At 34.6% G+C, this 20,131-nt stretch carries 23 protein-coding genes; 21 read left to right on the top strand and 2 right to left on the bottom strand.

Features of this window, described 5'->3' with window-relative positions; all coding sequences use genetic code 11:
* Nucleotides 1-8 precede the first annotated feature (8 nt).
* On the bottom strand, nucleotides 9-575 hold the full coding sequence (locus GM661_RS10860) for a DUF3794 domain-containing protein (RefSeq protein WP_230866867.1): 567 nt from the start codon (nucleotides 573-575) through the stop codon (nucleotides 9-11).
* 97 nt (nucleotides 576-672) lie between these two features.
* The gene (locus GM661_RS10855) at nucleotides 673-1,344 is read right to left on the bottom strand and encodes a DUF3794 domain-containing protein (RefSeq protein ID WP_230866866.1); all 672 of its coding nucleotides are present in this window, start codon (nucleotides 1,342-1,344) and stop codon (nucleotides 673-675) included.
* A gap of 358 nt (nucleotides 1,345-1,702) precedes the next feature.
* Between GM661_RS10855 and GM661_RS10850 the strand changes: the two genes are divergently transcribed.
* The 21 genes from GM661_RS10850 (at nucleotide 1,703) to ytvI (ending at nucleotide 20,130) form a co-directional block, all read left to right on the top strand.
* Nucleotides 1,703-2,407 (top strand): hypothetical protein, encoded by a 705-nt coding sequence (locus GM661_RS10850; protein WP_230866865.1) that lies wholly within the window; start codon nucleotides 1,703-1,705, stop codon nucleotides 2,405-2,407.
* Nucleotides 2,408-2,456: 49 nt separating this feature from the next.
* A complete protein-coding gene (dprA, locus tag GM661_RS10845; protein ID WP_230866864.1) occupies nucleotides 2,457-3,563 on the top strand; it encodes a DNA-processing protein DprA in 1,107 nt (368 codons plus the stop codon).
* 75 nt (nucleotides 3,564-3,638) lie between these two features.
* Nucleotides 3,639-4,133, top strand: a complete 495-nt coding sequence (locus tag GM661_RS10840; protein WP_230866863.1) for a DUF494 family protein — start codon at nucleotides 3,639-3,641, stop codon at nucleotides 4,131-4,133.
* 18 nt (nucleotides 4,134-4,151) lie between these two features.
* The gene (gene topA, locus GM661_RS10835) at nucleotides 4,152-6,239 is read left to right on the top strand and encodes a type I DNA topoisomerase (protein ID WP_230866862.1); all 2,088 of its coding nucleotides are present in this window, start codon (nucleotides 4,152-4,154) and stop codon (nucleotides 6,237-6,239) included.
* Between the two features lie 149 nt (nucleotides 6,240-6,388).
* A complete protein-coding gene (gene hslV, locus GM661_RS10830; RefSeq protein WP_164522262.1) occupies nucleotides 6,389-6,940 on the top strand; it encodes an ATP-dependent protease subunit HslV in 552 nt (183 codons plus the stop codon).
* On the top strand, nucleotides 6,940-8,328 hold the full coding sequence (gene hslU, locus GM661_RS10825) for an ATP-dependent protease ATPase subunit HslU (protein ID WP_230866861.1): 1,389 nt from the start codon (nucleotides 6,940-6,942) through the stop codon (nucleotides 8,326-8,328). Before hslV ends, hslU begins: the two co-directional genes overlap by 1 nt.
* A gap of 32 nt (nucleotides 8,329-8,360) precedes the next feature.
* Nucleotides 8,361-9,140 (top strand): GTP-sensing pleiotropic transcriptional regulator CodY, encoded by a 780-nt coding sequence (codY, locus tag GM661_RS10820; RefSeq protein ID WP_125992185.1) that lies wholly within the window; start codon nucleotides 8,361-8,363, stop codon nucleotides 9,138-9,140.
* Nucleotides 9,141-9,307: 167 nt separating this feature from the next.
* Nucleotides 9,308-9,676 (top strand): response regulator, encoded by a 369-nt coding sequence (locus GM661_RS10815; RefSeq protein ID WP_230866860.1) that lies wholly within the window; start codon nucleotides 9,308-9,310, stop codon nucleotides 9,674-9,676.
* A 16-nt stretch (nucleotides 9,677-9,692) separates the two neighbouring features.
* Complete coding sequence (locus GM661_RS10810; protein WP_230866859.1) at nucleotides 9,693-11,696, top strand: chemotaxis protein CheA; 2,004 nt, start codon at nucleotides 9,693-9,695, stop codon at nucleotides 11,694-11,696.
* A gap of 15 nt (nucleotides 11,697-11,711) precedes the next feature.
* A complete protein-coding gene (locus GM661_RS10805) occupies nucleotides 11,712-12,200 on the top strand; it encodes a chemotaxis protein CheW (RefSeq protein ID WP_125990634.1) in 489 nt (162 codons plus the stop codon).
* Between the two features lie 14 nt (nucleotides 12,201-12,214).
* Nucleotides 12,215-12,715 carry a chemotaxis protein CheW gene (locus GM661_RS10800; RefSeq protein WP_125990633.1) on the top strand — a complete coding sequence of 167 codons (501 nt, stop codon included), beginning with the start codon at nucleotides 12,215-12,217 and terminating at the stop codon, nucleotides 12,713-12,715.
* An 11-nt stretch (nucleotides 12,716-12,726) separates the two neighbouring features.
* Nucleotides 12,727-13,350, top strand: a complete 624-nt coding sequence (locus tag GM661_RS10795) for a chemotaxis protein CheC (RefSeq protein WP_125990632.1) — start codon at nucleotides 12,727-12,729, stop codon at nucleotides 13,348-13,350.
* A complete protein-coding gene (locus tag GM661_RS10790; RefSeq protein WP_125990631.1) occupies nucleotides 13,347-13,820 on the top strand; it encodes a chemotaxis protein CheD in 474 nt (157 codons plus the stop codon). The genes GM661_RS10795 and GM661_RS10790 overlap by 4 nt, the downstream gene beginning before the upstream one ends.
* A gap of 153 nt (nucleotides 13,821-13,973) precedes the next feature.
* Nucleotides 13,974-14,729 carry a 30S ribosomal protein S2 gene (rpsB, locus tag GM661_RS10785; protein ID WP_125990630.1) on the top strand — a complete coding sequence of 252 codons (756 nt, stop codon included), beginning with the start codon at nucleotides 13,974-13,976 and terminating at the stop codon, nucleotides 14,727-14,729.
* A 76-nt stretch (nucleotides 14,730-14,805) separates the two neighbouring features.
* A complete protein-coding gene (gene tsf, locus GM661_RS10780; RefSeq protein WP_230866858.1) occupies nucleotides 14,806-15,705 on the top strand; it encodes a translation elongation factor Ts in 900 nt (299 codons plus the stop codon).
* Between the two features lie 112 nt (nucleotides 15,706-15,817).
* Nucleotides 15,818-16,537, top strand: coding sequence for a UMP kinase (pyrH, locus tag GM661_RS10775; protein ID WP_125992183.1), 720 nt, complete (start codon nucleotides 15,818-15,820; stop codon nucleotides 16,535-16,537).
* A gap of 152 nt (nucleotides 16,538-16,689) precedes the next feature.
* Nucleotides 16,690-17,247 (top strand): ribosome recycling factor, encoded by a 558-nt coding sequence (gene frr / locus GM661_RS10770; protein ID WP_230869788.1) that lies wholly within the window; start codon nucleotides 16,690-16,692, stop codon nucleotides 17,245-17,247.
* Nucleotides 17,248-17,251: 4 nt separating this feature from the next.
* Nucleotides 17,252-17,455 (top strand): hypothetical protein, encoded by a 204-nt coding sequence (locus GM661_RS10765; protein ID WP_230866857.1) that lies wholly within the window; start codon nucleotides 17,252-17,254, stop codon nucleotides 17,453-17,455.
* A 54-nt stretch (nucleotides 17,456-17,509) separates the two neighbouring features.
* A complete protein-coding gene (locus GM661_RS10760) occupies nucleotides 17,510-18,235 on the top strand; it encodes an isoprenyl transferase (RefSeq protein WP_230866856.1) in 726 nt (241 codons plus the stop codon).
* Nucleotides 18,225-19,031: a phosphatidate cytidylyltransferase gene (locus tag GM661_RS10755; protein WP_230866855.1), complete on the top strand. Its 807-nt coding sequence runs from the start codon at nucleotides 18,225-18,227 to the stop codon at nucleotides 19,029-19,031. The genes GM661_RS10760 and GM661_RS10755 overlap by 11 nt, the downstream gene beginning before the upstream one ends.
* A 34-nt stretch (nucleotides 19,032-19,065) precedes the next feature.
* Nucleotides 19,066-20,130, top strand: a complete 1,065-nt coding sequence (gene ytvI / locus GM661_RS10750; protein WP_230866854.1) for a sporulation integral membrane protein YtvI — start codon at nucleotides 19,066-19,068, stop codon at nucleotides 20,128-20,130.
* Nucleotide 20,131: the final 1 nt, after the last annotated feature.

Below are 20,131 nucleotides of genomic sequence, written 5' to 3'. Positions count from 1 at the left end.
TACCCGGTTTAACAGTCGAGATTATTACAGTTGATAATATTTCTGCATTCAAAAACAGGGCCAGGTGCTGGTAAGTCAACATCCTGCTGAGTATATTCTGACACCTTAATAATAAAATCAAGGATAATTTTTTGCTCGACTGTTGTTGTATCAAGGATAATTTGTGCAGCTGTTAATTGAGTGACATATAATTGAATATCTATACCTGTTTGTGTTCCACGGTTGCCCGGACCAATTTCAATAACATTATTAGTAAGGATCATTTTATTAAATCTGCCTGTTGTAAAGTTTGGACTTACACCAGGTAATTCTACTTCTTTTGAGAAAGGTATTTCTTCATTTACATATTGTAATTGACCACCAACAGCTTTATAAATTAGGTTTTTGAATATGGTGCCTTGGACTATGGCCTTGTTCTGAAATAATACTACCCGGTCAAATTCAACAGAAAGGATAGGATTCAATACGTCAACAACTGCCGGTGATAGATTCATAACTGTATTTGTTTCAAAAACCTGAACTGCTTTCTCGGCTGAAAGTTCAAGTAATTTAAGGGTTTTTCTAATTTTTTTCATTATAATACCCCCTTTCATTATTTATAATAATATATGTTATTATAGATAAAATGTTGTATATTAATATAGATTGTCATTTATTCATGTGTTTCTGGATTTAAATTTCTTCTACTTCTAAAGGGGAAGATACACCGTCTTTTTCTCTTTTTCTTTTTATCTTTTTATCTTTCTTTATTACTTTATTATTACAGGGAATCTTTTGATGATATGTAAAAACAGGTGCTGGTTTAGGTAATTTTATTTTGTTCTGGGTTAATCTGGAAACCTTAATTATAAAAACAACTAGTATTTTCTGTTCAACAGTGGTGCTATTAAGTAGAAATTGTTTTACACTAAGATTATTTAGATATAACTGGATATCAATTCCGTTTGAGAACCCAGAAAGGTTATTGATTTCAATTACTGGATTACTTTTAACGAGACGATTAAATTTGCCGGTATAGTAATAGGGTGATAGGCCTAGGAGGTTAATTTCTTTTGAAAACTCTATTCCTTCTTCTTCATAATTAATAATATTGTTATCTGCCTTATAGATCATATTTTTATTTATTTCACCCTGAATGACTATTTTGTTTTTAAAAAGGACTGCCCGGGCAAAATTGACAGATACTATAGGTTCTAGTAATTCAGTGATGGGGGGAGTGATATTACTTAGATTATTAGTTTTAAAGATACTTACTTCTTTTTCAGCAAGTAACTCTAATGTATTAATTTTTTTAGTAGATAAAGAATAATCAGGATAGATATATAGTTTTTTTTGATGTTTCATCTTAACACCTCCTTATTTCTCCATTAATAAAATAAATAATTTTGAATATTATTTTATATACTAATATATGTCTGCTACTTAGATTTGTTATTTTAAATTTACAATCAGTTGATACTGAATTTTCTATGTTTAATGGGATCTAAATATATGATAACGGGAGTGCTGGGTCAGTGCAACCTTAATGTATGATAACGGGAGTGCTGGGTCAGTGCAAGAATATTCAATTATGCAAGATATGAAAGTATAAAATATATAAAAATAAAAGGGAAAAAAGATTTGATGGAGAAAAGTACTAAATAAATAGTACTATTTGCTTAGTGCTAAATAAATAGTCCCTCTAGGGGTGGAGGTGCTTATAATGAAAAACTTTATCTTTGTATTAATTATAGTATTTATTATTAATGGAGGTGTTGTATATAGTATTGATTCTTTTGAATTAATAGAGAGTTATGGGCCAGAAAATTTATTGAGTTCACTGACAGATTTGTCTAATACAGTAGTAAAGGGGAGGGAGATGTTAGTTCTATGTAGTGACCAGGAAGAACTGTATCTTGCTTTTAGTGATAGCAGACTACTCCTGGGTCCTCCTTCATTTAGAAAACAGGTAGATGATTTTGTTATCAGGGGGTATACTAATTCAGAACTAGGTTTATGTAAAATTGACAACCTCAATAATTATTTTAGATATGGCCAAAATAAAATGAAGTTTCCTATACCCTTGTTTGATATAGCTGGTTTTACTTATGATGGGGAATTATATTGGGTAATAGATGGGGATATTAATATACTATATTCCTTTATGGTGATAGATCAGGCAGGGAAAAAGGCCATTAAGATTAATTCTAAGTCTTTAATTAGAGACCTTAAAGTAGAAGGCCTTGACTGGTATAGTGGTTCATTATGGTTATGTGATCTAGATAATGTCTATAAGTTAAATAAGAATTTTGAGACTATTAAAACATATAAAGTACCTGTTAAGATAAGCGGTATTCATTTTTATAAAGGGTATCTCTTTGCAACAGGATTTGATAAAAAGATTGTTTATCAATTTGAGATTAATTAAATAGTCTTAGCTAGAAAAAGAGTCTGGGTACAGTTTTGGGGGGGTTGTAATGGAAGAAAGGAACTGCTGTCTTGGTCTTAGTATAATTAAGGGATTAGGTTCTATAAGAATAGCAAAGTTGCTCAAACACTTCGGGAGTCCACTCAGGGTCTGGCAGGCAGATGAAAGAGAATTGGCTGTAGTAGAGGGGATAGGTTCACTGGCAGCTGAGATTGTTAAACAGAGAGATAAAATAAAATTTGAAAAAGTCTTGCAAAGAATTAGAAGCTTAAATATTAATTTTATTACAATAAATGACCAAGCATATCCAGTAAGCCTTAAAAATATTTATGACCCACCACCAGTATTATTTTATAAAGGTGAATATATTCTGGATGAGAGCTGTGTAGCTATCGTTGGTTCCAGAAAATCAACCTCTTATGGTAGAAAGATAGCGGAAAAAATGGGGTATGAACTAGCTCAAAAGGGTATTACAGTTGTTAGTGGTATGGCCAGGGGTATTGATACACATGGACATCTAGGCAGTTTAAAAGCTAAAGGGAAAACGATCGCAGTTCTTGGTAGTGGACTTGATATTATATATCCACCGGAAAACAATGAACTTTTTAATGAGATTCAGCACAGGGGCATGGTTATCAGTGAGTTTCCCCCAGGAACTAAACCCCTTTCAGGAAATTTTCCCCAGAGAAATAGAATTATAAGTGGGCTGAGTAAGGGTGTACTGGTTGTAGAGGCTTCAAGCCGGAGCGGTTCTTTAATCACAGCCAGTCTAGCTCTTGAACAGGGGCGTGAACTCTTTGCTATCCCAGGTAATATAAACCGTACACAGAGCGAAGGTACCAATAAATTAATCAAGGAAGGGGCTAAACTTGTTAGTAGTGTTAATGATATTTTGGAAGAGTTATTTATTTATAGTGAGATAGAAGAACACAATCAGACTGCTTACCCCGAATTATCAGCTGATGAGGAAGATGTTGTTAAAATATTGCAGGAAGAAGCAGAATTGGATATTAATCAGCTGATTGAAATGACTGAGAAAAGCCCTGCAGTTATTAATACAATACTCCTTAAGTTGGAGTTAAAAGGTATTATTTCCAGAGAGGCAGGAAATAAATATATATTTTTGGGTTTACAAAATCTATTAAAACCACTATAATTATATATTAGTTATCAAAAGGAATGATATAATTTATATAGCAGTAAATTGATTCAGGGGGAGGGGGTTATATAATTGAACGAAGATGTAATGGAAATTATAGGTTTGCTTATTAGAATGATGTTAAAGGATGAAAATCATTTTATAAAAGAAGAAGAAATAATTCAGAACTTGCTGGAAGAAGGATATGATATTCAGGATATTGATGAGGCCTTTGAATTAATTTATCATGGGACGGAAATAATAGATGAGGAAAAAAACAAACTAGATGAATCTAATAGAGATTCTTTTTATAACAGGGTTTTTAGTCAGTCAGAAAGGATGTATTTATCCTTTGAATTACAGGGTTTAATAAAAAGAATGCTATTTTTAAATCTATTAACCCCTGGTGAAAGTGAGGAAATAATTATCAGGGTTATACAGGATAGTTATCCAGGCTATCTAACGACAGGACAGTTATGGGACATATTAGAGGAAGTAATTGAGGACCAGGGTAAATTACAGATAATATCGAGTGAAATTATAGAATTTAGAAATATGGTTACAGATGATTCAAAGTATATTAATTAAAATGTTGGAGGTGTCGTTGTGGGCAGAAGAAAAAAAAGTGGTACCTTGGTGATTGTTGAATCACCAGCTAAAGCTAAAACAATAGCAAAGTTTCTTGGTAGGGGTTATAAGGTTGAAGCATCAATGGGACATGTAATTGATCTGCCTAAAAGTAAACTGGGTATTGATATAGAAAATAATTTTGAACCTAAATATATTACTATCAGGGGCAAGGGTAAGGTTTTAAAAAACTTACGCAAGGCTGTCAAAAAATCAGATGATGTATTACTGGCAACAGACCCTGACCGTGAAGGAGAAGCTATTTCCTGGCATCTTTATCGTGCCCTTAAACTTGATAAAGAAGATGCTAGGATAGAATTTAATGAAATAACTAAGACAGCTATTAAAAATGCCCTTAAGAATCCGCGCCCGATTAATCAAAATCTAGTAGATGCCCAACAGGCCAGACGATTACTTGATAGACTGGTGGGGTATAGATTAAGCCCTCTCCTCTGGAAAAAGATCAGAAAGGGTTTAAGTGCCGGGAGGGTACAGACAGTTGCAGTTAAAATAATATGTGAGCGTGAAAAAGAGATTGAAGCCTTTGAACCTGAAGAATACTGGACAATTAAAGTTGTTTTAGAAAAAGATAGTAATGATTTTGAGGCAGAGTTAAAGAGAATTAATGGTAAGAAATTTAAAATTAGTAATCAGGAAGAAGCCAATAATATCCTCGAAGAGGTAAAAAAAGAAGATTTTATTGTAGAACAGGTTAAGGATAGGAAAAGAAGGAGAAATCCAAATTCACCTTTTACAACCAGTACTTTACAGCAGAGGGCAGCCAGTCAATTGGGCTATTCTGCCAAAAAAACTATGTATCTTGCCCAACAACTCTATGAAGGTATTGATATTGGTGAAGAGGGGACAGTTGGTCTTATAAGTTATATCAGGACTGATAGTACAAGAATATCTGATGAAGCCAGAGGGGAGGCTTTAAACTATATTCGTAATGAGTTCGGTGATAAATATGTTTCCAGTAAAGACAAAAAATATAAGAAGCAGGAAGGGGCCCAGGATGCCCATGAAGCCATCAGGCCTACTTCAGTAGTTCATACCCCTGAAAGCCTTAAAAATAAATTGACAAATGATCAATATAAATTATATGATTTAATATGGCGCCGCTTTGTAGCTAGTTTTATGAGTCCGGCAGTTTATAGACTATTGACAGTAACTATTAATGCAGGTGAAAAGTATAGATTTAATGTCTCGGGTTCTCAGATAGTCTTTCCAGGTTTTTTACGGGTTGATTCAAGCAGCCAGAAGAAAGATGTGATTCTACCTGAAATGCAAAAGGGTGAGAAATTAGCTCCAAAGGAATTTCTACCTGACCAGCATTTTACCCAACCACCACCACGGTTTTCTGAGGCGAGTCTGGTTAAAACACTTGAAGAAGAGGGCATTGGTCGTCCCAGTACTTATGCTCCAACAATTTCGACTGTAATTTCCCGTGGTTATGTTGAAAGGGATGGAAGACAATTAAAGCCTACTGAACTGGGAATTATAGTTACTGACTTATTAAGTGAACATTTTCCAGATGTGACTGATATTGAATTTACCGCTCAGATGGAGGATAGGCTTGATAATGTAGAAGAGGGTAATGATCAGTGGAAAGAGGTCTTGGTTGATTTTTATGAACCATTTGCTAAAAGGCTTGAAATAGCTACAGAGGAAATGGATAGTGTTCAACTAGAGGAAGAAGTAACTGATGAAGTCTGTGAAAAATGCGGTAAACCTATGATAGTTAAATATGGGAGATATGGTAAATTTTTAGCCTGTTCTGGTTATCCAGATTGTAAAAATACTAAACCATTTCTCATTAAGACCGGTGTAGCTTGTCCCGAATGTGAGGATGGTGAATTAATTCAACGTAAAAGTAGAAAAGGCAGGGTGTTTTACGGCTGCTCTAATTATCCAGATTGTGAATATGTACTCTGGAATAAACCGGTAGATAAAGAATGTCCAGATTGTGAAGGAATTATGGTTGAAAAACGCAGTAAGAGTAAGGGTTTAGTCTATAAGTGTATTAATAAAGAATGTGGGTTTGAGGAAAAGACAGCAGATATCTAGGGTATACCAGTATTTTAATAAAAAAAACTTATATTTGCTTAGTTTATCTTGACATAAAATAATGTTATGTGTTAATATTAATTGAATAAATAAGAAACTATTTTGAATCGTTAGACAATTTAATATTTTAATGTTGGGGAGGGAGATATTTGAATAAACGAATAGAGGCAACTACTGTTGTAGCTGTTAAGTATAAAGATAAGGTTGCTATGGCTGGTGATGGTCAGGTAACAATGGGAAATACTATCATGAAATATGGGGCAAAAAAGGTAAGGAAACTTTATCATGAAAAGGTCCTGGCCGGATTTGCTGGAGCTGCAGCTGATGCCTTTACACTTTTTGAAAAATTTGAGATAAAGTTGGAGGAATACCATGGCAATCTGGAAAGGGCTGCTGTAGAACTTGCTAAAGAATGGCGTACTGATAAAATTTTAAGGAAATTAGAGGCTTTGTTAATGGTAGCTGATAGTGATAAGATTTTATTAATTTCAGGTAATGGTGATGTCATAGAACCAGATGATGAGATTATGGCTATTGGTTCTGGAGGTTCCTATGCATTGGCCGCTGCTCGTGCCCTTGTGATGTCAGCCGGTGAGAATGATGCCAGGGAAATTGCTTATAAATCATTGAAAATCGCTGCAGAGATCTGTATATATACAAATGATCATATTACTGCTGAAGAGATATTGGGGGGTGAATGATGAACGGGGAATTAACACCAAAGGAGATTGTTGCGAAACTTGACAAATATATAATTGGACAGCATGATGCCAAAAAAGCTGTTGCTATAGCTTTAAGAAACCGTTATCGAAGAAAAAAAATAAATAACGATCTGCAGGAAGAAATTATCCCTAAAAATATCTTAATGATTGGGCCTACTGGTGTTGGGAAGACTGAAATAGCAAGGAGACTAGCTAAAATCACCAGTTCTCCGTTTATTAAAGTTGAGGTAACTAAATTTACTGAAGTAGGTTATGTAGGGCGTGATGTTGAATCTATTGTCAGGGACCTTGTTGAAACAGCCATTAGGATGATAAAACAGGAACGGGTGAAAGAGGTTGGGCCGAAGGCAGTTAAGATGGCTGAGGATAGAATACTTGATCTTATGTTACCTGTTCCCCAAAAGAAAAGAGAAAACCCCTTTGAGTATTTTATGAATGAAGATAAAGGGGAAAATAAAATTGCTGATGATACTTATAACCGTATCAATGAAAGAAGAGAGAGGTTGAGAAATAGACTTATTAGTGGTGAACTAGATGAACAAATAATTGAAATTAGTGTTGAAACACAGGGTCCACAGATGTTTGAAGTTTTTTCAGGTGCTGGCATGGAAGAAATGGGTGTAAATTTCCAGGACATGTTTGGTAATTTATTTCCCCCTCAGAAGAAGAAGAGAAAGGTTACTGTAAAAGAGGCTAAAGAGATTCTGAAACAGGAAGAAGCCCATAAGATTATTGATATGGAAGAAGTAGCCAGTGAAGCTATTACCCTGGTGGAAAACGATGGCATAGTTTTTCTTGATGAAATAGACAAAATTGCTGGCAGAGAGGTAGGTAATAGTGGTCCAGAAGTATCTCGTGAAGGAGTACAGAGAGATATTTTACCTATTGTTGAGGGCTCGACAATTATGAGTAAATACGGTCCAGTTAAAACAGACCATATTTTATTTGTTGCTGCCGGGGCCTTTCATGTTGCTAAACCATCTGACTTGATACCAGAATTACAGGGGCGTTTTCCGATCAGAGTTGAATTAAAGAGCTTAACCAGGGATAATTTTAAAGAAATATTATTAAAACCAAGGAATGCCTTAACTAAACAATATACGGCTTTACTTAAAACCGAGGGGGTTCAGATTAAATTTTCTGATGATGCTATTGATGAAATTGCTGGTTTTGCCTTTCGGGTAAATGAAAATACTGAAAATATTGGGGCCAGAAGACTTCACACAATTATGGAGAGGTTACTGGAAGATTTATTATTTAATGCACCTGACATGGAAGAAGGGGAAATTCTTGTAGATGTAGATTATGTAAGGGAACAATTGGCTGATGTAGTACAGGATAAAGATCTTAGTAAATATATCTTATAAGGGAAAAAAATAAATGGAGGTTGAATTTTATGATGGAAGAGTTGCTGGAAAAGAGTAGGATGATAAATCATTTACTGCAGACTGGGGGCAAGACAGTTGATTTTTCAGAGATGGCAGAGGTCTTATCTGGAGCAATAAACTGTAATGTTTATATAACCAGTAAAAAAGGTCGTATACTGGGTTATAGTTTGCTTGATGATTTTGAATGTGATATTATGGAGGAAACTGTTATTGATCAGGGACGCTTTCCTGATGACTATAATAAAGGGTTAATGCGGATCAGGGATACCAGGGCTAATGTTAAACAAGAAGAAGGTAACTGTGTATTTACTGATGGAGAAGACTGTCTTTTTAAGAATAAATTAACAACTATTATTCCAATGATTGGTGGGGGTGACCGCCTGGGAACTTTGGTGCTGGCCCGTTATGGGGAAGAATTTGCTGCCGATGACCTTATTTTAGGAGAATATGGTGCTTCAGTAGTAGGAATGGAGATACTGCGTTCCAAGAATGAAAAAATAGAAAAAGAGGCCAGGAAAAAAGCTGCTGTACAGATTGCTATTGATACTTTATCTTATTCAGAATTAGAGGCTATTGAACATATATTTGAAGAGTTAGAGGGCAAAGAAGGACTTCTTGTTGCCAGTAAGATAGCAGATCGGGTAGGTATTACACGTTCAGTGATTGTGAATGCTTTACGAAAATTTGAAAGTGCTGGTGTAATTGAATCAAGGTCATTAGGTATGAAGGGGACTTTTATTAAGGTGTTAAATGATTATCTACTGGAAGAGTTAGATAAGTTAAAGGCATAACTATCAAAGCCCTCACTGAAATATGAGGGCTTTTTTTTAATATTTGCAGGAACTATTAATTAATTGTCGAATATATATTATAAATACCATAAAAATAGGTATAAATACTCACACTCAAGATTAAACAAAATTAAGATATGAATAAGTAGAGGAGGTATTAATATTAGATGGACAAGAAAGTCCTTATAGTAGATGATGCAGCATTTATGAGGATGATGATTAAAAATATATTAGTTGAAGATGGGTTTGAAATTGCTGGGGAAGCTGAAAATGGTAAAGAGGCTATTGAATTATATAAGGAATTAGAGCCAGATTTAGTTACTATGGATATTACCATGCCTGATATGGATGGTATTGAAGCTGTTAAAGAAATTTTAAAAATAGATAAAGATGCCAGGGTGATTATGTGTAGTGCTATGGGGCAGCAGGCAATGGTGATAGATGCTATTCAGGCCGGGGCTAAAGACTTTGTTGTTAAGCCTTTTAAACCAGACAGGGTTTTATCGGCTATACGAAAAATATTTAATGAATTATAAGGGGGTCAGTTATTAGATGGAAAATAATAACCAATATCTTCAGATGTTTTTTGATGAATCTGCTGAATATCTTCAATTATTAAACGAGAATGTTTTATTATTAGAAGAAAGCCCGGATGATGAAGAGATTATTAATGCTGTCTTCAGGGCTGCCCATTCAGTTAAGGGAATGTCTGCAACTATGGGGTTTGATCGTTTGACAGACCTTACCCATAAAATAGAAAATATACTGGCTAAGGTTCGTAATAAAGAATTAAGTATTAATGAAGATATTATTGACCTTTTATTTGCAGGACTGGACTATATTAAATCTCTAGTAGAAGATATACGCAGTGCTGGTGAAGAAAATACAGATGTTAGTGCTTATTTGCAGGAATTAGATAATTGTCTTAACCATTCAAATGATGTAATCGATGATAAAGGTGATCTTCGATCAGATGGAGATTTAGCTTATTCTTCTTATTTAAAATTAAATGAGGAAGAGGAAAAAAATATTGCAAATAAAATGAAAGATACTGATTGCGTTTATAATATTGAGGTAATCCTTGATAAAAGTTGTTTATTGAAAAATGTACGTGGTTATATGGTTTTGAAAAAAGCCCAAGAAATTGGTTATCTTGCCAAATCTAATCCGACTCAAAAAGAGATTGAAGATGAGGATTTTGGTGATTCAATTTACATAATTTTAGTATCAACCCTTGATAGTGAATCAATAATTAAAGAATTTAAAAACATAGTAGATGTTGCTGAGGTTAAGATTGACTTAAATGATCTAAAAAGTACAAGAAAAGTTGAAACTAGCGTAAGTAATAAGAAAAAAACTAGCAGTAAAAATGAAAAAAAGAAGAAAACTAGTCTTTCTAATATGCAGGTTTCACCAACTGTTAGGGTAGATATAAATAAACTCGATAATTTAATGAATATGGTAGGGGAATTACTGATCAATAAAACCCGTTTAGAGGGTCTAAATATTAAAACTGATATTTATCAAGATATAATTCAACAGTTAGACCGGGTTACAATGGACCTTCATCATATTGTTATGCAGATCAGGATGGTACCTATTGGAGGTATTTTTAATAGATTCCCAAGGATGGTAAGAGACTTATCAAAAGAACTTAATAAGGAAATTAATTTAATGATCGAAGGTGCTGATACAGAACTAGACCGCTCTATTATTGATGAACTAGCTGACCCATTAATGCATATAATACGAAATTCAGCAGACCATGGTGTTGAAACACCTGAGGTAAGAAAAGCAAAAGGCAAAGCCTTTGAAGGTGTAATCCTTTTAAATGCCTATCAAAAGGGTAGTGAAATAATAATTGAAGTTGAGGATGATGGTAAGGGCATTGATGTAGATATGTTAACTGAAAAGGCCCTGGAAAAGGGGATAATAACTGTTGAAGATATTGAAGATATGGATGAAAAGGACAAATTGCAGCTTGTTTTTCATCCTGGATTTAGTACTTCAGAAAAGGTTACAGATGTCTCTGGTCGAGGAGTAGGAATGGATGTAGTAAAACGGGTTGTGGAATCACTTGATGGACAGGTGTATATAGAATCTGAGAAGGATGTTGGCACTAGATTTACTATTTCACTCCCTCTTACTCTGGCGATAACTCAGGCTCTGATGGTAAAGATAGATGATGAAATATTTGCTATTCCATTAGGAACTATAAGTGAGACAATAATGATAAAACCTGATGAGATACAGCAGGTCAGGGGACAGGATGTAATTATATTAAGAGATACTACTATACCTCTTGTAGAGGGTTCACGTCAGTTGAATCTGAATGTAGAATATGGTCAGTATATTAATAAAGAAGAGATTCCAGCAGTTATTATTAATTCTGGCGAAAAACAGATTGGTTTAATTGTAGATGAATTACTCAATCAGCAGGAAATTGTTATAAAGTCACTGGGTAATTACCTGATAAATATAAAAAATATTAGTGGTGCAACAATTGTTGGTGATGGTGATGTGGCTCTGATTCTGGATGTACGGAATATAGCATAGGGGAGGGAATAATAAATGGAAAATGCTCCTGAGAAAGAAAAAGCTGTAGAAGATGCTGCACAAAACCAACTGGTTATATTTCAGCTAGGTGATGAGGAATATGCAGTTGATATTAAACAGGCAAAAGAGATTATTAAGTTACCCAAGATAACAAAGGTGCCTAATACACCCGATTATGTCCGTGGGGTTGTTAATCTAAGGGGTCAGATTGTACCTGTTGTTGATTTGAGGGATAGGTTTAGTATTTCCAGTACTTCTAAAAAAGAAAGGATTATTACAGTTGAGGTGCGTGATTCTTTGATCGGGCTGGTGGTTGATGCTGTTAATGAGGTTTTCTGGTATAATCTGGATGAGCTTGAACCATCACCTGAGGTTGAAGGTGGAATAAAACAGGAATTTATTAAGGGTGTTGTCAAACGCGGTGAACGCTTGTTGGTTCTGGTAGACCTGGAGAGCCTTTTATTTGAAAATAGTTTACAGCATGACAGCCGGGCTTCTGTTTAGAGAGGGGGGATTATATGTTATCAAATTTTAACAAAAAGGTTACTAAAACAGTTACTAAAGAAGAGAAGCAGTTTATTGTTTTTAATATTGCTAATGAGGAGTTTGGAGTAGATGTAAAACAGGCGAAGGAAATTATTCCTCACCGGGAATTGACCCATATACCTAATGCCCCTTCTTTTGTAAGAGGGGTGATTAATTTAAGGGGTGATATTATACCTATTATTAACCTTAGTAAGAAATTATCATTAAATGAGTCTCTTGATAATCAGGAAGAAAAAATTATTATTGTTGAGCTTGATAATAATTTGATTGGTATGCAGGTTGATGATGTTAGTGAAATGATCAGACTTGCTCAGGACAATATTGCAGACCCTCCAGATATAGTCAAAGGTATTAATAAGTATTATTTAAGTGGGGTAGGTAAGCTTAATGATAGACTATTAATTCTGCTTGATCTTAATAATATACTGACAGAAGAAGAAATCGAAGAATTGGATAAGATTGATATAGATTAGGAGGAGAGTAGATGTCAGGGGATTTAATAGAAAATATTACCAGCATGCAAAAAGATGCTTTGAAAGAAATAGGTAATATAGGTGCAGGGAATGCAGCTACTGCTTTTGCACAGGTTTTAGATACTGAGATTGATATGACAGTACCATCGGTAGATATTACACCTATTTCAGAAGTGCCTGAGGTAACTGGCCAGATAGAACAAAAGGTTGTTAGTGTTCTTTTAAAGGTTATGGGAGAAGCGCCAGGGAGTATTTTATTAATCCTGTCAGAAGAAAGCAGTAAAAACCTTTTAAGTATTATGATGAATAACGGTTCAGAGATTGAAGATTTTACTGAGGTTGAAATATCAGCTTTAAAAGAGATAGGCAATATATTGTCTGGTTCATACCTGAATGCTATTAATCAGATGACCGGTTTAAATTTAATTCAATCAATACCTGGCTTTTCTTATGATATGGCAGGGGCAATTTTAACTACTTCAATGATAAGTCTTTTTGAAGAAAGTGATTATGCTTTATTAATAGAGACGAAATTTATTAATAATGGGAAAGAAATAGAGGGATACTTTTTTTATATACCTGATTCGGGGTCGCTGGAGAAAATATTGAAAGCACTGGGGTTTGATACAAAATGAATTCTCCTATCAGGGTGAGGATGGCTGAGTACTCTGTGGCCAGTTCGCCTGAAGTCCTTATAACTATAGGCCTGGGTTCCTGTATTGGTATTGCTCTTTATGATAAGATAAATAAAATAGGTGGTTTAATACATATTATGCTCCCTGAGAATAGAAAAGGGACAAGGCCTGCTAAATTTGCAGATACAGGAATCCCTCTATTATTAAAAAAAATGGAAGCCAGGGGTGCTTCCCGTGATAACATTGTTGCTAAAATTGCCGGTGGTGCACATATGTTTGCCAGTGCAGGTGACTTTAATATTCAGGTTGGACAGAAAAATATTGAGGCTGTTTGTCGTATTTTATCAGAATTTAATATTCGAATTAAAGGAAAAGATGTTGGCGAAGATTACGGAAGGACAATGGAATTTTATCTTAAGGATGGTAGTGTTTTAATACGTTCATATAAAAAAGGTAAAAAGTTTTTATAAATAATTGATAAATTTTTTTTTATGTGGTATACTACCTATTAGTGCAAAATACACACGCCTGTGGACTGAATTGTCTGGTGCTGTATTTTTGTTAATACAGTGACAAGGAAGGGAGAAGTAGGCGGAGGCTAACCGGGAAAGGAGGTGGATGGTATGTCTGTGGTAAATATGAAACAATTGTTAGAATCTGGCGTTCATTTTGGACATCAAACAAGAAGATGGAATCCTAAAATGAAGGAATATATCTTTACTGAAAGAAATGGAATTTATATTATTGACCTGCAAAAAACAGTGGGTTTATTAAATAAAGCTCATGACTTTGTAAAAGAAATGTCTGCCCAGGGAAAAACAATTCTCTTTGTAGGAACCAAAAAACAAGCTCAGGAAACAGTTAGAATAGAGGCTGAACGTTGTGACATGCCCTATGTTAATCAAAGATGGTTGGGTGGAATGCTTACCAATTTTAAGACCATTAAAAAACGGGTTGCTCGTTTGAATGAGCTTGAATCAATGGAAGAAGAGGGGCTTTTTGAAGTACTACCGAAAAAAGAGGTTGTTCAGTTAAACAAAGAACATGACAAATTAGAACGTTTTCTTGGTGGTATTAGATATATGAAAAAGCTTCCTGATGTCGTATATGTTACTGACCCAAGAAAAGAGGCTATAGCAGTTGCTGAAGCCCGCAAATTAAATATACCTGTTGTAGCTATTGTAGATACAAACTGTGACCCTGATCTGATTGATTATATTATTCCAGGTAATGATGATGCAATTCGTGCAGTAAAGTTAATAACAAATATTATTGCTAGTGCTGTTTTAACCGGGAAACAGGGTGAACAGATGAAAGAAGAGGAAGTTAAAGAGGAAGCAATTGAAGAAGATAATGACCTGGAAACCATTGAAGAGTAATTATAAAGGCGTTGTAAGGGGGTCTTCCTTCTTACTGCGTCTTTTTCTATAAGAATGAGATAAGGGAGGTAATATTATGGCAAGTATGAAGGATATTAAAGAACTTCGTGAAAGAACAGGTGCTGGTGTACTTGATTGTAAAAAGGCCCTTGAAGAAAATAATGATGATGTGGAAGCAGCGGTTGAATATTTACGTGAAAAGGGTATTGCTGCAGCAGCTAAAAAAGCAGGCAGGATTGCTGCTGAAGGGCTGGTAGATGTTGTTATTGATGACGATAAAAAGAATGGTCTTATTGTTGAGGTAAATAGTGAGACTGATTTTGTTGCTAAAAACGATAACTTTAAAGACCTGGTGGCTGATATATCTCAACATATTATGCAGAGTGAGGCAAGTGATATCGATGAACTCCTTAATGAATCATGGTATAAGGATGGGAGTAAGGATATAAATACTGTGATGAAGGAAGCAATTGCCAATATTGGTGAAAACCTTAATCTACGACGTTTTGAAAAATATACTACTGATGGTTTTCTACAGGGTTATATACATATGGGTGGTAAAATAGGTGTTTTAGTTGATATTGATGCTGATCTAAATGAAGAGAATCAGGAACTGGCCAAGAATGTTGCTATGCATATAGCAGCAAGTAGTCCGGATTACATTGAACGGGACCAGGTAAGTGATGATGTTTTAAATAAAGAAAAAGAAATTTATAAAGAACAGATGCTGAATGAAGGGAAACCCGAGCAGATAATTGATAAAATAGTAGCTGGTAAAATAGACAAGTTTTATAGTCAGGTATGTCTCCTTGAACAGGAATATATACGAGATACCGATATTACTGTTGCTGAATTATTAGCTGATAAAAATTTCAGTATTAAGAGATTTGCCCGTTTTGAGCTGGGTGAAGGAATAGAGAAGAAGGATGAAGATTTCGCTTCAGAGGTTATGAGTGAGATGAACAAAAATAAATAGATACTATTTAATACTAAAAAGAGAGCACACTCTGTGTTCTCTTTTTAAGAGTATTCTTTCTAAAAAAAGGGATTGTTTAATTTTTCCCGAATATATATAATGGAGGGTTATGATGGGAGATAGACCAGCATATTCTCGGGTTTTATTGAAAATAAGTGGAGAAGCTTTAGCAGGGGATAGTGGGTATGGCATTGACCCTGCTGTAATAAAAACTATTGCCAACGAAATATTTGACGTGGTAATGAGAACAAAGGTTGAGATGGCGATTGTAGTTGGTGGTGGAAATATTTTTAGAGGAATTGCAGGAAGTGCCAAGGGAATGGATCGCGGAACTGCTGATTATATGGGGATGTTGGCTACTGTTATTAATGCAATGGCTTTACAGGATGCAATTGAGAAACTTGGTCTGGAAACCAGGGTACAGTCTGCTATAGAGATGCGTCAGATTGCTGAACCATATATACGAAGGAGGGCAATTAGACACCTGGAAAAGGGTAGGGTTGTTATTTTTGCTGCTGGTACTGGTAATCCCTTCTTTTCTACCGATACAACTGCGGCCCTCAGGGCTGCTGAGATATCTGCTGATGCCATTTTAATGGCCAAGAATGTGGATGGTGTTTATGACTCTGATCCACTTAGTAATCCTGAGGCAGTAATGTATGAAGAACTTAAGTATATTGATGTTCTGAAAAAATCTTTAAGAGTGATGGATTCAACTGCTGTATCTCTCTGTATGGATAATAGTATTCCTTTGATTGTGTTTGCTGTCAAAGAGAGTGGTAATATTGAAAAAGCTGTTTTAGGCAAAAAAATAGGAACATATGTCCGTTAATAATATGGTATAATTAAATTACTGTTCTTGTGAAACTGTTTTTAAATTTTTTTAAAGATCGACAATATATTTGTTTTATAGGAATTATATATATTTTTTTAGGGTGTTTTCTTAGGTGTTTCATTAAATTATTAAAGGACAGGGGGATGAAGATGATTAGGGAAGTAATGAAAGAGGCGGAAGAGAAAATGAGAAAGGCAGTCAAGGCTACCAGGGATGACTTTAATACAGTCAGGACCGGGAGGGCCAGGCCTTCACTGGTAGAAAGTATTATGGTTGATTATTATGGTGCTCAGACACCAATTCAGCAGATGGCCAAGGTTGTTGCTCCAGAGGCTCGCTTGTTGGTGATTGAACCCTGGGATAAGTCTGCTATTGGTGAAGTTGAAAAGGCTATCATGAAAGCAAATCTAGGTTTGACTCCTAATAATGATGGTAGTGTTATTAGAATAAATATTCCTCAACTTACTGAGGAAAGAAGGAAAGAGTTAGTTAAGGTTATCCGTGATAAAGCAGAAAAGGGCCGGGTGGCAATTAGAAATATAAGGCATGAGGCTAATGATAAATTAAGGGAACTTGAAAATGATAGTGAAATATCTGAAGATAATTACCACCGGGGATTGGAAAATATCCAGGAACTTACTGATGAGTATGTAGCTAAAATAGATAGTATACTCACGGAAAAAGAGGAAGATATTATGGAGGTATAGTTTAATGGGTATTGCTCTTTCATATCTTTCAGCCCTAAGAGTTAAAGAGGCAATTAAATTGCTAAAAGAACATAATATTGACTTTAATTTAATATATACTGGCCCGACCGATAGAAAATATGGACTAGGAGATAAAAGGGTTATTACGGCAAGGATGGTTAAAATAGGGGTTATCGACCTTATCTGGAGTTATGAAAAATATAAATAAAATTTTTGTCCCCCTCATATGAGGGGGTGATTATTTTAATTTAGGGTGATATATATGAAGATACCATCACATATTGCAATAATAATGGATGGAAATGGAAGGTGGGCAGTTGAACGGGGTCTGCCCAGGAAACAGGGTCATATTGCTGGTGTAAATGCCTTTAAAAAAATCATATCTAAGGCTGCCGAACTCGGTGTTAGAGCACTTACTGTCTATGCTTTTTCAACTGAAAACTGGAACAGACCCAGGACCGAAGTTGATTTTATTTTAAATTTGTTTCAAAAAACACTTTTAAAACAGGCTGATGAATTATTTAAAAACAATGTTAAGGTGAAAGTGATTGGGAGAAGAAATGGGCTTTCCAGGGCTTTAACAAATACAATTGAAAAGATTGAGGAGATGACTGCGGGTAATAAAGGTATTCAGTTAAATATTGCTTTTAACTATGGGGGTCGTGCTGAAATAGTTGATATGGTAAAAAAAATAGTTAATGATTTTGCTGTTAATAATGAGACAAATATATCCCTTACTGAACAGGATATTAATAGATATCTCTATAATCCTGGACTTGCTGATGTAGAGTTGTTAATCAGGACAGGTGGGGAGAGGAGATTGAGTAATTTTTTATTATGGCAGTCTGCCTATACTGAGCTTTGTTTTTTTGATAAATACTGGCCTGATTTTACAGCAGAGGATCTGGTATCAGCAATTAAAATATTTCAACAGCGAGAAAGGCGTTTTGGGGGGTTAAATAAAGTGGGTGAGGACTATGTTGACTAAGAGGATATTAAGCTCAATAGTTGGAATTATTATATTATTTGCCTGTATAATAACAGGTACTATACCATTTCTTAGTCTTATATTTTTGTTAACTATAATTGCTATTTATGAGTATAATAGAATGCTTCCAGTAAAGAGTGGAAAAAATTTTTTCTTAATGACCACTTTTAGTATATTAATTATTAGCTACACATATCTAATTAATAGAGGACTTATTGATACTGTGTTTCCAGCACTTGTATATCTGTATTTAATTGTTTATTTTATACTCCATTTTTTATTTATTAAAAATAATTTCCTTGAATCCTTATCCTATAATACTTTTGGTTTGATTTATATTGCAGGTGGTTTTTCTTTTCTACTTTTTCTAAGGGAATTTTCTACTGCACCATTTAATAAAACAACAGCCCTCTGGCTGGTGTTGCTGGCTACTTGGGCCAGTGATGTAGGTGGGTATTTTACAGGTAGGTTTCTAGGAAGTCATAAACTAGCAGAGGAGATAAGCCCCAACAAAACAGTAGAAGGGGCTATTGGGAGTGTTCTGCTGACTATTATAGTTGTTGGGATTTATATGTTCTATCTTGGGTATTATAGTCTCTACTGGTCTATATATGCGGTGGTTATTGCTTTAACGGGCATTATAGGGGATCTTTTTGAATCAAAAATGAAACGGGAGTTAGGCTTAAAAGACTCTGGTGATTTAATTCCAGGGCATGGTGGTATTTTAGATAGATTTGACAGTCTTCTTTTTACAGCACCTGTTACCTATTTTTTTCTTATTCATTTACTTGTTTAGCTAATATTGTATTTATTAATAGGGGTATGATAATATGGAGAAGTATTTAAAAAAAATGCTAATTTTTATTGGTTTAATGTTATTTATACTAATTGTGTCAAAATATTTTTTTGTTTATTTTACCCCCTTTATCATTGCTGCTGTACTGGCAAGTTTAATTAATCCAGTTGTTAAAATAGTTGAGGAATATCTACATATTAACAGAGGTTTTGCTGTCTTTATTGTTTTGATCTTTTTTATAGCTGTATTAATTATCGTTTTTTTTCTGGGGATTTCACATATTTATCTGGAATTAAATCGCTTGCTGCAGAATCTACCAGATTATAATACCTTTGGTGAAGAATTTCAATGGCTCATTAATCAAAACAATAGAATAACCGATTTAATTAATGGCCTGGAAATATCACCAGCTATTAGAGAGGTATTAAATGAGAACATGCAGTTATTATATAATGCTTTAAAGAGTGGTATAGTAATGGTAATAAATAATGTAATCGGTTTTTTAGGTAAATTACCTATGATTTTAACGGTCTTATTTTTAAGTTTTATTGCAACCTTTTTTATAAGTAAGGATATTGATAAAATAAATAGTTTTCTTATGGGACTTTTCCCGAAAGAGTTGCGGGCTAAGTTTTTTAAGCTAGAAAAAGAACTGGTTAGTTCGGCTGTTGGCTTTGTCAGGGCCGAAATAATGCTTATTTCTATTACCTGCCTTGTTTCCGGTATTGGTCTGGCAATTATGGGCAACCCGTATGCAGTAATTATAGCAATTAGTTCTGCTTTTCTAGACCTTATACCTATTATCGGTCCAGCCCTTATTTTTATTCCTTGGGTTATTTATAATATTATTATTGGAGATATTAATAATGCCTTTCAGTTATTATTACTATATACAGTTATGGTGGCTATTAGACAGGGGGCTGAGGGTAAAATAATGGGTAAAAACCTTGGTTTACATCCATTGGCAACTATGATTGCTCTCTATGTTGGATTCAGGATCTTAGGGACTCTAGGGCTTATTATTGGCCCTGCAATACTGGTACTGGGTAAGGCTGTTTTTAATGCTGATCTATTAAATTTGGTTGATTTCAGGGAGTGAA

This window comes from Iocasia fonsfrigidae (genome assembly GCF_017751145.1).
GTDB lineage: Bacteria > Bacillota > Halanaerobiia > Halanaerobiales > DTU029 > Iocasia > Iocasia fonsfrigidae.
The sequence above is the reverse complement of the archived record's forward strand: the minus strand, read 5'-3'. Positions and strand labels throughout refer to the sequence as shown.

Excerpts from the sequence above, each read along its gene's own strand:
- GM661_RS10855 (WP_230866866.1), bottom strand. The coding sequence starts at position 1,344 with ATGAAACATCAAAAAAAACTATATATCTATCCTGATTATTCTTTATCT.
- GM661_RS10800 (WP_125990633.1), top strand. The coding sequence starts at position 12,215 with ATGTTATCAAATTTTAACAAAAAGGTTACTAAAACAGTTACTAAAGAA.
- GM661_RS10810 (WP_230866859.1), top strand. The coding sequence starts at position 9,693 with ATGGAAAATAATAACCAATATCTTCAGATGTTTTTTGATGAATCTGCT.
- GM661_RS10755 (WP_230866855.1), top strand. The coding sequence starts at position 18,225 with ATGTTGACTAAGAGGATATTAAGCTCAATAGTTGGAATTATTATATTA.
- rpsB (WP_125990630.1), top strand. The coding sequence starts at position 13,974 with ATGTCTGTGGTAAATATGAAACAATTGTTAGAATCTGGCGTTCATTTT.
- GM661_RS10850 (WP_230866865.1), top strand. The coding sequence starts at position 1,703 with ATGAAAAACTTTATCTTTGTATTAATTATAGTATTTATTATTAATGGA.
- ytvI (WP_230866854.1), top strand. The coding sequence starts at position 19,066 with ATGGAGAAGTATTTAAAAAAAATGCTAATTTTTATTGGTTTAATGTTA.
- GM661_RS10795 (WP_125990632.1), top strand. The coding sequence starts at position 12,727 with ATGTCAGGGGATTTAATAGAAAATATTACCAGCATGCAAAAAGATGCT.
- GM661_RS10805 (WP_125990634.1), top strand. The coding sequence starts at position 11,712 with ATGGAAAATGCTCCTGAGAAAGAAAAAGCTGTAGAAGATGCTGCACAA.
- GM661_RS10815 (WP_230866860.1), top strand. The coding sequence starts at position 9,308 with ATGGACAAGAAAGTCCTTATAGTAGATGATGCAGCATTTATGAGGATG.
- GM661_RS10765 (WP_230866857.1), top strand. The coding sequence starts at position 17,252 with ATGGGTATTGCTCTTTCATATCTTTCAGCCCTAAGAGTTAAAGAGGCA.
- hslU (WP_230866861.1), top strand. The coding sequence starts at position 6,940 with ATGAACGGGGAATTAACACCAAAGGAGATTGTTGCGAAACTTGACAAA.
- dprA (WP_230866864.1), top strand. The coding sequence starts at position 2,457 with ATGGAAGAAAGGAACTGCTGTCTTGGTCTTAGTATAATTAAGGGATTA.
- tsf (WP_230866858.1), top strand. The coding sequence starts at position 14,806 with ATGGCAAGTATGAAGGATATTAAAGAACTTCGTGAAAGAACAGGTGCT.
- GM661_RS10790 (WP_125990631.1), top strand. The coding sequence starts at position 13,347 with ATGAATTCTCCTATCAGGGTGAGGATGGCTGAGTACTCTGTGGCCAGT.
- frr (WP_230869788.1), top strand. The coding sequence starts at position 16,690 with ATGATTAGGGAAGTAATGAAAGAGGCGGAAGAGAAAATGAGAAAGGCA.
- pyrH (WP_125992183.1), top strand. The coding sequence starts at position 15,818 with ATGGGAGATAGACCAGCATATTCTCGGGTTTTATTGAAAATAAGTGGA.
- GM661_RS10760 (WP_230866856.1), top strand. The coding sequence starts at position 17,510 with ATGAAGATACCATCACATATTGCAATAATAATGGATGGAAATGGAAGG.
- codY (WP_125992185.1), top strand. The coding sequence starts at position 8,361 with ATGGAAGAGTTGCTGGAAAAGAGTAGGATGATAAATCATTTACTGCAG.
- GM661_RS10860 (WP_230866867.1), bottom strand. The coding sequence starts at position 575 with ATGAAAAAAATTAGAAAAACCCTTAAATTACTTGAACTTTCAGCCGAG.